The sequence below is a fragment of the Bradyrhizobium cosmicum genome (assembly GCF_032290525.1).
In the GTDB taxonomy this organism is placed as follows: domain Bacteria; phylum Pseudomonadota; class Alphaproteobacteria; order Rhizobiales; family Xanthobacteraceae; genus Bradyrhizobium; species Bradyrhizobium cosmicum_A.
Genome location: NZ_JASXTA010000209.1, coordinates 1 through 275, shown reverse-complemented (window position 1 = coordinate 275; position 275 = coordinate 1). Strand labels below are relative to the sequence as shown.

Below are 275 nucleotides of genomic sequence, written 5' to 3'. Positions count from 1 at the left end.
ACCCAGGACCAGCTGCCGACCACCCACCCCATTGCAGCCGACATGATCGATCTTGACACCGTCGAACAGAACTTCGACGGGATCACCTACGCCAAGGGCGCATCAACCCTCAAGCAACTGGTCGCCTTTGTGGGTGAAGATAAGTTCCTCGCTGGCGTGCGGACGTATTTCGCCCAAAACGCCTTCTCAAACACCGAACTCAAAGACCTTCTCCACCAACTCCAGGTGGCGTCGGGGCGGGACCTGTCCTCCTTCACCGAGCAGTGGCTGCGTAC

The 275-nt window shown here is 58.9% G+C and carries 1 protein-coding gene; it reads left to right on the top strand.

Going from position 1 to position 275, the window contains the following annotated elements; all coding sequences use genetic code 11:
* Window positions 1-42: 42 nt before the first annotated feature.
* The coding region (locus QSV46_RS39685; RefSeq protein WP_314964088.1) for a M1 family aminopeptidase at window positions 43-275 on the top strand (233 nt) is incomplete at its 3' end.